Annotated in this window: 9 protein-coding genes and 1 tRNA gene; 9 read left to right on the top strand and 1 reads right to left on the bottom strand. The window is 57.8% G+C overall.

The window, feature by feature from the left end; translation table 11 throughout:
• Positions 1-50 precede the first annotated feature (50 nt).
• Positions 51-929 (bottom strand): cupin-like domain-containing protein, encoded by an 879-nt coding sequence (locus tag H3L94_RS06805; protein WP_182121402.1) that lies wholly within the window; start codon positions 927-929, stop codon positions 51-53.
• A 213-nt stretch (positions 930-1,142) separates the two neighbouring features.
• On the opposite strand from H3L94_RS06805, the gene trxB reads away from it, so the two are divergent.
• The 9 genes from trxB to pgaB all read left to right on the top strand — a co-directional run bounded on the left by trxB (position 1,143) and on the right by pgaB (position 10,529).
• Positions 1,143-2,093 carry a thioredoxin-disulfide reductase gene (gene trxB, locus H3L94_RS06810; RefSeq protein WP_182121403.1) on the top strand — a complete coding sequence of 317 codons (951 nt, stop codon included), beginning with the start codon at positions 1,143-1,145 and terminating at the stop codon, positions 2,091-2,093.
• Positions 2,094-2,171: 78 nt separating this feature from the next.
• Positions 2,172-2,612 carry a DNA polymerase III subunit chi gene (locus tag H3L94_RS06815; RefSeq protein ID WP_182121404.1) on the top strand — a complete coding sequence of 147 codons (441 nt, stop codon included), beginning with the start codon at positions 2,172-2,174 and terminating at the stop codon, positions 2,610-2,612.
• Positions 2,613-2,771: 159 nt separating this feature from the next.
• Entirely contained in the window at positions 2,772-3,761 is a 990-nt protein-coding gene (gene pheS / locus H3L94_RS06820) for a phenylalanine--tRNA ligase subunit alpha (protein WP_182121405.1), read from the top strand.
• 9 nt (positions 3,762-3,770) lie between these two features.
• Positions 3,771-4,310, top strand: a complete 540-nt coding sequence (locus H3L94_RS06825; protein ID WP_182121406.1) for a methylated-DNA--[protein]-cysteine S-methyltransferase — start codon at positions 3,771-3,773, stop codon at positions 4,308-4,310.
• 785 nt (positions 4,311-5,095) lie between these two features.
• Positions 5,096-7,453: a phenylalanine--tRNA ligase subunit beta gene (pheT, locus tag H3L94_RS06830; RefSeq protein WP_182121407.1), complete on the top strand. Its 2,358-nt coding sequence runs from the start codon at positions 5,096-5,098 to the stop codon at positions 7,451-7,453.
• 145 nt (positions 7,454-7,598) lie between these two features.
• A complete protein-coding gene (locus H3L94_RS06835; protein WP_040660029.1) occupies positions 7,599-7,901 on the top strand; it encodes an integration host factor subunit alpha in 303 nt (100 codons plus the stop codon).
• On the top strand, positions 7,885-8,208 hold the full coding sequence (locus H3L94_RS06840; RefSeq protein ID WP_009118283.1) for a hypothetical protein: 324 nt from the start codon (positions 7,885-7,887) through the stop codon (positions 8,206-8,208). Before H3L94_RS06835 ends, H3L94_RS06840 begins: the two co-directional genes overlap by 17 nt.
• 35 nt (positions 8,209-8,243) lie before the next feature.
• A tRNA-Pro gene (locus tag H3L94_RS06845) sits at positions 8,244-8,320 on the top strand.
• Between the two features lie 292 nt (positions 8,321-8,612).
• Positions 8,613-10,529 carry a poly-beta-1,6-N-acetyl-D-glucosamine N-deacetylase PgaB gene (gene pgaB, locus H3L94_RS06850; protein ID WP_182121408.1) on the top strand — a complete coding sequence of 639 codons (1,917 nt, stop codon included), beginning with the start codon at positions 8,613-8,615 and terminating at the stop codon, positions 10,527-10,529.
• The last annotated feature ends 228 nt before the right edge of the window (positions 10,530-10,757 follow it).

Consider the following 10,757-nt stretch of genomic DNA (forward strand, 5'->3'; position numbering starts at 1 on the left):
GACACCGGCCGCCGCAACCGTCTGCAAAATGCGCCGCCGCCCGTCTCCGGCTAACGCGGCAGCCCGCGGCTGAGCGCGTGATGGGCGCGCTTCACCGCCAGCTGCTCCTTCCACGTCATATAGCGCTGGTGGAAACGCGCCTTCATCCAATTGTCAAACTGGCGCTGCACGGTCAGATTCCACAGACTGTGCGCCTTCACCGCCCAACTTTCGTCCCAAGCGCGTAAGGAAATCGAAAAAGAGCCGTCTAAGTATTTCATCCAGTGCCACCAACCGGTCGGCATAAACAAAGTATCGCCGTATTCCAAAAAGCACTCGATGCCCTCCACTCCTTCCAAGGCGGGGAAGCGCTGCGTATCCGGATGCTCCACGCTGTAATCTTCCAGCGCGTAAGTGGCATACGGCATGCGGTAGAGGCGCTCTTTCCATTTGTAGTCGAACAGAATCACATGTTTGCGGCCGAAATGGGTGTGGAAAATATGCGCCATGTCGATATCGTAATGCAGAAAGGTTTCCGAACCCGCTCCGCCGAAAAACAGCGTGGGGTATTTATCGAGAAAACCGCCCATCAGCGCTTTGGGCAACGCATAATCGGCCAACAGCGCCGGTGCGTGTTTGATGGGATCGAACAGAAAAATCCGCAAATCGGTGGGCTCGCGCTGAATCAGATCAATATAGTCGCCAAACTTCATCTCGGTGCTGGCGGCATTGATCGGCGCGGCCGGGTCGGCCTTGCTGCTGTCGTACAGCGGCACGGTGATGTCGCCCACCACTTCCTTCATATAGTCGAGCGACCATTTGCCGTAGCCCGGCCAGCCGTGGCTGAGGTTTTTGATCACCAGCGGACGGCGCGGCAACAGATACAGGCGGTGGAAATCTTCGCGGCTGATGTGCTCCACCACATCAATCGGCGTCAGTTCGAAACCCATATAACCACTAAATAAAGGATACAGAAAAACCGAAGCAGTTTAATCGCACGGACGGGAAAGATAAAGCCGCCGGCTACAAACAGACGCGCCGTGTTTGATTTGAATCAATCCCCCCTTCCCCTTTCAGGTAGCCCGTTGCCGATCGGCCGCCCCGCCTTTTCCCCGGCTGCGGCAACAGGTACAATGTCCACCGTTTTGATGAGGAGTTTTCCCATGTCTGCCAAACACAGCAAACTGATTATTCTCGGCTCCGGCCCCGCCGGCTACACCGCCGCCGTTTATGCCGCCCGCGCCAATCTGCAGCCGGTCATCATCACCGGCCTCGCCCAAGGCGGCCAGCTGATGACCACCACCGAAGTGGACAACTGGCCGGCCGACGCCGAAGGCGTACAAGGCCCCGAACTGATGGCCCGCTTCCAAGCCCATGCCGAACGTTTCGGCACCGAAATGATTTTCGACCAAATCCACACCGTCGATCTGCAAAACCGCCCCTTCACCCTCAAGGGCGACGCCGGCGAATACACCTGCGACGCCCTCATCATCGCCACCGGCGCCTCCGCCAAATACCTCGGCCTGCCCAGCGAAGCAAGCTTCTCCGGCCGCGGCGTATCCGCCTGCGCCACCTGCGACGGCTTTTTCTATAAAAACCAAAACGTCGCCGTGGTCGGCGGCGGCAACACCGCGGTAGAAGAGGCCCTGTATTTGGCTAATATCGCCGCCAACGTTACCCTCATCCACCGCCGCGACACTTTCCGCGCCGAAAAAATCATGGTCGATAAACTGATGAAGCGTGTGGAAGAAGGCAAAATCACCCTCAAACTCAATGCCACCCTCGACGAAGTGCTCGGCGACGACAGCGGCGTCACCGGCGCCCGCCTGCGCTACCAAGACGGCAGCAGCGAAGACATTGCCGTACAAGGCGTTTTCATTGCCATCGGCCACCAGCCCAACACCGATATTTTCAAAGGCCAGCTCGATATGGACGAAACCGGCTACCTGAAAACCCGAGGCGGCAGCGGCGACAACGTAGGCGCCACCAATATCGAAGGCGTGTGGGCGGCCGGCGACGTCAAAGACCACACCTACCGCCAAGCCATCACCAGCGCCGCCTCCGGCTGCCAAGCCGCCTTGGACGCCGAACGCTGGCTCGACAGCCAAGCATAAACCGCCCCACGGCCATGCAGGCTACCTGAAACCGTTACCACCGGTTTTCAGGTAGCCTGTTTCCACCCTCATGCCGCCATGACCGCCGTCACCTTCTACACCCACGTCAGCAACATCGAACACTTCGCCTGCCGCCTGAGCAAACGTGCTCTGGAGGCCGGCAGCCGCGTCCTGCTGTGGTCCGACGACGATCAGCAAATCGAGCGCTTGGATCAGGCCCTGTGGACCTTCGAGCCGGAGAGTTTCCTGCCCCATCAAATCTGGCCGGCAAGCAGCTCCCTGCCTGCCGACACCCGTCTGCTGCTGGCCGGCGACGCCGAACTCCCCGCCTTGCCTCCCGGCTGGACGGTGTTGAATTTATCGCCCGATTTCTGGAGCCAAGCCCCCGCACCGCCGGCGCGCATCCTTGAGATCATCGGCACCCAAGCCCACGAATTGAGCGCCGCCCGTCAACGCTTCGCCCACTACCAACGGCACGGCTTCACCCTCACCCACCACGATATGCAGGGCAAAGCCTGAATCCGCCGCACCGCCGTCGGCCAAACGCAAAAATATCCCGCCGTTCGGTTTAAAAAACATCCCCATGCCGCTAAAATAGCGCCTTTTCCGGGCACCTGCCTTTCAGGTAGCCCCTAACGCTTCAGGCTACCTGAACACCAAATTCCTCTTCCCGACACCATGCACAACGTAGACCAAATCACCGCCAACGGCATCCAAGCCCTGCAAGCCGCCGCCGACCAGCAAGCCCTCGAACTCGTAAAAGCCCAATACCTGGGCAAAAGCGGCGAACTGAACGCCCTTTTGAAACAGCTCGGCAGCATGTCGCCCGAAGAGCGCAAAACCGTCGGCGCCCACATCAACGAATGCAAAAACCGCTTCCAAGAAGCCTACAACGCCAAACGCGACGCGCTGGCCGCAGCGAAGCTGGAAGCCCAACTGGCCGCCGAAGCGCTCGACATTACCCTGCCCGGCCGCCACCAATCCGCCGGCGGCCTGCACCCCGTCACCCTCACCCTGCAACGCGTGGTCGAACTCTTCCACGGCATGGGTTTCGAAGTCGCCGACGGCCCGGAAATAGAAGACGATTTTCACAACTTCCAAGCGCTGAACATCCCGCAAAACCACCCGGCCCGCGCCATGCAGGACACCTTCTATGTAGAAAACGGCGACGTATTGCGCACCCACACCTCGCCCATCCAAATCCGCTACATGCTGGACAAGCAACACCCGCCCATCCGCATCATCGCCCCCGGCCGCGTGTATCGGGTGGACAGCGACGCCACCCACTCGCCCATGTTCCACCAAGCCGAAGGCTTATGGGTAGAAGAAGGCGTCACCTTCGCCGACCTCAAAGCCGTATTCACCGACTTCATCCGCCGCTTTTTCGAGCGCGATGATTTGCAGGTACGCTTCCGCCCCTCCTTCTTCCCCTTCACCGAACCCTCCGCCGAAATCGACATCATGGGCGACAACGGGCGTTGGCTGGAAGTGGGCGGCTGCGGCATGGTACACCCCAATGTGCTGAACAACGTCAACATCGACCCCGAAAAATACACCGGCTTCGCCTTCGGCATCGGCCTCGACCGCTTCGCCATGCTGCGCTACGGCGTCAACGACTTACGCCTGTTCTTTGATAACGATTTGAATGTGTTGAAGCAATTTCGGTAAGCTTGCAAGATGATTTATACCCACTGTTTCCACAGCCCCTTGGGCGATATGATTGCCTGCGCCACGGAGCAGGGCTTATGCTTGCTGGAATTTGTCGGCAGCAAACGTATTGAACGCGAACAGCAAGATTTACAGCGGCTCCTCAAACAGCGTTTGATGGCAGGAAAAAACCGGCACTTGGAGCAGGCAGAAGCCGAATTACGCGAATATTTTGCAGGAGAACGACGACAGTTTAATGTGCCATTGCACACGCCATCTACACCGTTTCAGGCAATCGTTTGGACGGCGCTGCAACAGGTTCAGTATGGCGAAACCATCAGCTATCAAGAGCAGGCTGAACGCATAGGCAAACCTTCTGCGGTGCGTGCGGTAGCCAATGCCAACGGCCAAAACCGTGTGTCGATTATTATCCCGTGCCACCGCGTTATCGGTGCGGACGGCAGCCTGACAGGCTATGGCGGCGGATTGCAGCGCAAACAATGGCTGCTGGAGCATGAAGGTGGCAAGAAGCCAAATTCAGGCGGTTTATTTGATGCAGCAAACCTTTGATAAATAAAAGCGGAAACGCCAACTTACACGCATGGTCGGAAAGCATGCTTTTAAATCGGTTTCAAACATGAATATGCGAGGCTGAGACCTTTGCAAAACCCTCAGATGTGGATGCCGTTCAAAGCGTAGCAGCGCAGCGAACGTGAACGTCAGGAATCCCCGCGGGACAGACATATCATACAGATAGGCAAGCGAACGGGCAGTACCCACAGGGCATCAACGCACAACGCAGAAATGCACCACAGATGGGGGTTTTGCAAAGGTCCCAGGCTACCTGAAACGTGAAACGCACCCACCGCTTTGGATCTTTTATTTTTCCGCCGTTACCTCTCCGACCACACCATATTACGACCATTAACAATATTTTCAATATTTTGATTTTAAATCAGTAACTGGAAAAATCAGGCCTAGGCAGAAGTTAAGGGCAAGGAAAAATTGGGCATTTTTTTAGCCGGCTTGATCAGCATCACAGCAAACATTGTCCAACCAATCCCGGCCAATGTTGTAGCTCGCTTAAGCAAAGGCTGGCAATACTGCCAACAAAATATCCGCGACACGCAAATTCGGCCAAATAACGCTTCAAGACCTCATCCACGCTGCCAACAAGCAAGACTCATTGCCGGCCGATTGGACTGATTGGAAGCAATACCGTGATATGCCCAGCCGAACCAGCCATACTGACGACCACGCCGAAAACACCCAGTGAGGCAAACACTCAACCAAACAAGCTACCTGAAACCCGGTAACTGAAACACCAACATCATTGAATATACTGGAAACCAAGCATGCAATTCCCCTATTCCTGGCTGAAAACCCTGGCCCGCACCGATCTTGCCCCCGACCAACTGGCCCACTTGCTCACCATGGCCGGTTTGGAAGTAGAAGACACCCAACCCGCCGCGCCGCCGTTTCAAGGCGTGGTGGTGGCCGAAGTGAAATCGGTGGAAAAACACCCCGATGCCGACCGTCTGAACGTCACCCAAGTGGATGCCGGCACCGGCGATCTGATCCAAATCGTCTGCGGTGCGCCCAATGTGGCGCCCGGCATCAAAGTGCCTTGTGCCCTGCCCGGCGCGGTGTTGCCCGGCGAGTTTCATATCAAGCCCACCAAAATGCGCGGCCAAGTCTCCAACGGCATGCTGTGCTCGGCCAAAGAGCTGGGGCTACCTGAAAAAATCGACGGCTTGCTGATTCTGGCCGACACCGCGCCGGTAGGCAGCGACATCCGCGCCCATTTGAATCTGGACGACACCGTTTTCACCCTCAAAATCACGCCCAACCGCACCGACTGTCTCAGCCTCAAAGGCTTGGCGCGCGAAGTGGCGGCTTTGAGCGGCTGCGAACTGAACCTGCCCGAGATTCAAGCCGTCGCCGCCGAATCCGACCGCCGCCAGCCGGTGCGCATCGAGGCCCCGCAAGACTGCGGCCGCTTCCTCAGCCGTGTGATCGAAGGCGTCAACGCCCAAGCCGAATCGCCCGCCTGGCTCACCGACCGCTTGGAGCGCAGCGGCATCCGCAGCATTTCCGCATTGGTGGACATCGGCAATTATGTGATGCTGGAGCTGGGCCAGCCGATGCACGTTTTCGATGCCGACCGGCTTTCAGGTAGCCTGATTGTGCGCCGCGCCGTCGAGGGCGAAACCCTGGCCTGCCTCAACGAAAAAACCGTTACTTTATCCGACAACACCTTAGTGGTTGCCGACGAGCAGCAAGCCTTGAGCATGGCCGGCCTGATGGGCGGCGAGGGCAGCGCGGTAAGCGGCGACACGCAAAACATCGTATTGGAATCCGCCTGGTTTGCGCCCGACATCATCGCCGGCAAATCGCGCCAATACGGCTTCGGCTCCGATTCTTCCTTCCGCTTCGAACGCGGCGTGGACTTCACTTTGCAGCGCGACGCCATCGAACGCGCCACCGCCTTAGTGCTGTCCGTTTGCGGCGGCCGGGCCGGTGAAGTGGAAGAAGCCATCGGCTACTTGCCGGAAAACCGCCAAGTCATCCTCCGCCCCGAGCGCGTAAACCGTCTGCTGGGCGTAGACATTCCCTTAGACAGGGTTTCCGCCATTTTGCAGGACTTGGGGCTGCAACCCGAAGCCGTAACAGAAGGCTTTCAAGTCCAAGTGCCGCCCTTCCGCTTCGACCTCGCCATCGAAGCCGACCTGATTGAAGAAGTCGCCCGCGTGTACGGCTACGAAAACATTCCCGACGACTACACCGGCGGCAAACTGGCCATGTTGAGGCTACCTGAAAACCGCCGCCCGCGCTTCGACATCTACCGCCAAATGGCCGAGCGCGGCTTTCAGGAAGTGGTCAGCTACGCCTTTGTGGATGAGCAATGGGAACAGGATTTCGCCGGCAACAGCCAGCCCGTGCGCTTGCAAAACCCGCTGGCGGCGCAGTTCTCCGTGATGCGTTCCACCCTGATCGGCAGCTTAGTGGAAATCCTGCAAAACAACCTCAACCGCAAACAAAGCCGCGTGCGCCTGTTTGAAATCGCCCGCGTTTTCAGCCGGCGTGCCGACGGCAGCTTCCTGCAACACGAACGCATCGGCGGCTTGGCCTACGGCAGCGCCCTGCCCGAACAATGGGGCGAGAAAAGCCGCGCGGTGGATTTCTACGACCTCAAAGCCGATGTGGAAAGCCTGCTGGCCGGCAAAAACGCCGTCTTCACCCCCGCCGCCCACCCGGCCCTGCACCCCGGCCGCAGCGCCGTGATCAGCCTGAACGGCGACCACATCGGCTTTATCGGCGAATTGCATCCGAAATGGCTGCAAAAATACGATTTGCCGCAGGCACCGCTGCTGTTTGAATTGGACATGGCCGCCGTTTGCGAGCATGAAAAAGTCCGCTACCGCAGTGTGTCGAAATTCCAGCCCGCCCGCCGCGATTTGGCTTTTGTGCTGCCGGAAAGCGTTTCCTATGCCGAGCTCGAAGCCGCCCTGCGCCAAGTCGATAGCCCGCTGATTCAAGCCATCGAGCTGTTCGACCTCTACCGCGGCACCGGTCTGCCCGAAGGCATGAAGAGCATGGCGATTAAAGTCATTCTGCAGGATCAAGACGGCACCCTCACCGACGACAAAATCGAGCCGCTAACCGCCCAACTGCTGGAAGCCGCCGCCCGAGTCGGTGCCAAACTGCGCTGAATCACGCTTACATCCGCTTTTCAGGTAGCCTGTCTGGCCTTAGGCAGGCTAGCTGAACACCCTACAGAGAATTCCGACACTATTCACTTGATTTTGAAATAACAATTAGCGATAATCCGCGCCTTAGAAAATACAAGGAATGATCATGACCCTGACCAAAGCAGAATTAGCCGATATTTTGGTAGACAAAGTGGCCAATGTGGGCAAAAACGATGCCAAAGAAATCGTCGAGCTCTTTTTTGAAGAAATCCGCGCCACTTTGGAAAGCGGCGAAGAAATCAAAATTTCCGGCTTCGGCAACTTCCAGCTGCGCGACAAACCGCAACGTCCGGGCCGCAACCCCAAAACCGGCGAAGAAGTGCCGATTACCGCCCGCCGCGTGGTGACCTTCCACGCCAGCCAAAAGCTCAAAGGCATGGTGGAGCACTACTATGACAAACAACGCTAATCTGCCGCCGATCCCTGCACAACGCTACTTCAGCTTGGACGAATTGTGCCGCCTGGCCGACATCTGCCCCGAGCAGTTCCGCCAATGGCAGCAGGACAACGGCACCGTTTTGGGCTACGGCGGGGAAACCTATACCCGCCGCGACGTCATCAAAGCCCGCCAATTCAGCGGCAGTTTCCCCGCCTACGTGGACCGCTTCAACCTGAACGGCTTGGACCAGCAAGGGCAGCCGGCAGCCGACGCAGAAGAAATACGCTTCGGCCTGCAGGAAGTGTTAAGAAAAATCGAAACAACGCTTGCCAAATAGACCAAGTGCCACTATAATACCCGCTTTCCTTGAGTCGGAGTGTGGCGCAGTCTGGTAGCGCACTTGCATGGGGTGCAAGGGGTCGAAGGTTCGAATCCTTTCACTCCGACCAAAAAATTTCATAAAGTCAGCTAGTTACTAGCTGACTTTTTTATTGGTCCATGCGGGCCAAATGACGGTCTTACACCATAGGAGATGCCTACTCCCGGGGGCGCTGGTGCATTCACATCGCTGTGCTGTGCCACGCCTTGAACCGCATCCCTGTCCGGGGGACGGTCAAACATTTCAGTCAGGCTTAGACCTTTGCAAAACCATGTTCTCCAAGAGCGTAACCAAGGTCTCAGGCTACCTGAAAACCAATATGCCTGCCGCATACTCTCTTAAACCTTCAGCCGGGGAAACTTATGCGCTACCGTTACCTCATTTTCTTTCTGCTCGCCTTCTTTTGCATCCGCGCCCAAGCGGCTGAACGCTACGGCGTGATGTGCTACCACGACGTGGTAGAAGAAAACCACTTCACCCTACCCGCATCAACCGATATGCAGGGAAAACTGCAACGGCAGTATTTCCCCCAAACCATTACCGTCAGCCGTCTGGTGAGCCATTTCAATTTGCTGCGCGACAATGGTTACACACCGGTCAGCTGGCAACAGATTGAAGACGCCCGCCTCGGCCGCGGCCGTCTGCCGGCCAAACCGGTACTGCTCACCTTCGACGACGGCTACCTCAGTTTCTACAACCGCGTCTATCCCCTGCTCAAAGCCTACAACTATCCCGCCGTTCTCGCCCTGGTCACTTCGTGGATGGAAACGCCTGCGCACGGCAGCATTGCCTACGGCGAACAACAGCTGCCGCGCAGCGCCTTCGTTACTTGGGAGCAGGTACGCGAAATGCAGGCCAGCGGCCTGATCGAAGTGGCCTCCCACACCCACGACCTGCACCGCAGCAACATCGGCAATCCGCTCGGCTCCCTGTTTGCCGCCGCCCTGCCCGGCAAATATGCCGGCGGCCGCTACGAAACCCACGCCGAATACGCACAACGCATCCGCCACGACCTGCAACTGTCGTCCGACATCATCGCCCGCCACACCGGCCGGCGCCCGCGCATTTTGGTGTGGCCCTACGGTCAAATGAACGAAGCCGGCATCGAAATCGCCCGCCAAGTCGGCCTGGACAGCGACTTCACCCTGTTCGACCACCAACTGAACGAACCGACCGAACGCCACGTCGGCCGCCTGCTCATCGACCACGAAACCGACTTGCGCGTAATCAATGCCTATCTGAACGAGCGCATGTTCGAGCCGCAGACCCAGCGCGTGGTCCATGTGGACCTCGATTACGTTTACGACCCCAACCCCGTCCAACAAAACCGCAATCTCGACCGCCTGATCGAACGCATTTATTTATTGGGCGTGAGCACCGTTTATCTGCAGGCTTTTGCCGACGACGACGGCAACGGCGTGGCCGAAGCGCTTTACTTCCCCAACCGCCACCTGCGCATGAAGGCCGACCTGTTCAGCCGCGTGGCCTGGCAGCTGGCCACCCGCGCCAATGTGAAGGTTTACGCTTGGATGCCGATGATGGCTTTCGATCTCGGCCCGCAATACGACTACGTCACCGACAGCCGTTCCGGCCGCCCCAACCGCGAACATTATCTGCGCCTGTCGCCTTACAGCGCGCGCAACCGCCAAACCGTGCGCGAGATCTACGAAGACCTCGCCTTCCACAGCCGCTTCAGCGGCATCCTCTTCCACGACGACGGTTTCCTGACCGACTTTGAAGGACACATCGCCAAAGGTGCGCGCAGCAACGCCCAATACTGGCAGGAAGCCCGCCAAAAAACCGACGACCTGATCCGCTATTCCGAAGAATTGAAACAGGCCGCCCTGCGTTACAGCTTCAAAGCCCGCCACGAGCTGAAAACCGCGCGCAACCTTTATGCCGGCGTGGTCATGCAGCCGGATGCCCAGCAATGGTTTGCCCAAAGCCTCGCCCAATTTACCCGCTCCTACGATTACACCGCCATCATGGCCATGCCTTATCTGGAACACGGACACGCCATTTCCCACCAACAGGCCGCCGATTGGCTGCAACAATTGGCCGCCCGGGTCAAACAGCAGGGCCTGCCGATGAATAAAATCATCTTCGAACTGCAAACCACCGACTGGCGGCGCAAACAACCGATACCCGACTCGGAATTGACTGCGTGGGTGGGCAAGCTGAAGCAAGCCGGCATCCAAAACCTGGCTTACTATCCCGACGATTTCCTCAACAACCAACCGGCGCTGCGCAGCATCAAACCGGTATTCTCCGTACAATAAACCCACAGCCCCACAGGCTACCTGAAAGCATGCAAACGCTTTTCAGGTAGCCTGTTTGCTTGGCCCGCTTGCGAAGGTCCCAGATTATTTCCATAGTCCGGCAAAGACCTGGGGTTCACCCCCAACATAAATGCCGCTCAAGACCCAACAGCATAGCGAATGTGAACGCAAAGAACTTCTGTAACAAAGGTATACCATTACCAAACTCAGCGAGCGCCCACAAACAGA

Origin of the sequence: Neisseria shayeganii, from assembly GCF_014054965.1 — a bacterium.
In the GTDB taxonomy this organism is placed as follows: domain Bacteria; phylum Pseudomonadota; class Gammaproteobacteria; order Burkholderiales; family Neisseriaceae; genus Eikenella; species Eikenella shayeganii.